The organism is Halorubrum sp. SP9, from assembly GCF_005435015.1.
GTDB lineage: Archaea > Halobacteriota > Halobacteria > Halobacteriales > Haloferacaceae > Halorubrum > Halorubrum sodomense.
Map to the genome: position 1 here is coordinate 1 of NZ_SGXU01000701.1, position 237 is coordinate 237.

At 66.2% G+C, this 237-nt stretch carries 1 pseudogene; it reads left to right on the plus strand.

The features are described from left to right. Positions 1–237: pseudogene (locus EXE45_RS19045) on the plus strand (carbohydrate ABC transporter substrate-binding protein); the annotation flags it as partial.

Below are 237 nucleotides of genomic sequence, written 5' to 3' on the forward strand. Positions count from 1 at the left end.
GCCCATCGCCTCCGGGAACGGCACCGGGTGGCCGCTCAGCGACATCACCGAGGGCTTCTTCATGCGGCAGGAGGACGGCGCCTCCCTCCAGCAGGGGCTCATCAGCGGAGACGCCTCCTTCACGGACGACCGGGTCGCGGCGGCGTTCGACGAGATCAAGATGCTCCACGACGAGGGGTACTTCAGTCAGACCCGCGACTTCGGCGTCCAGTACGAGTACTTCTGGGACAACAGCCT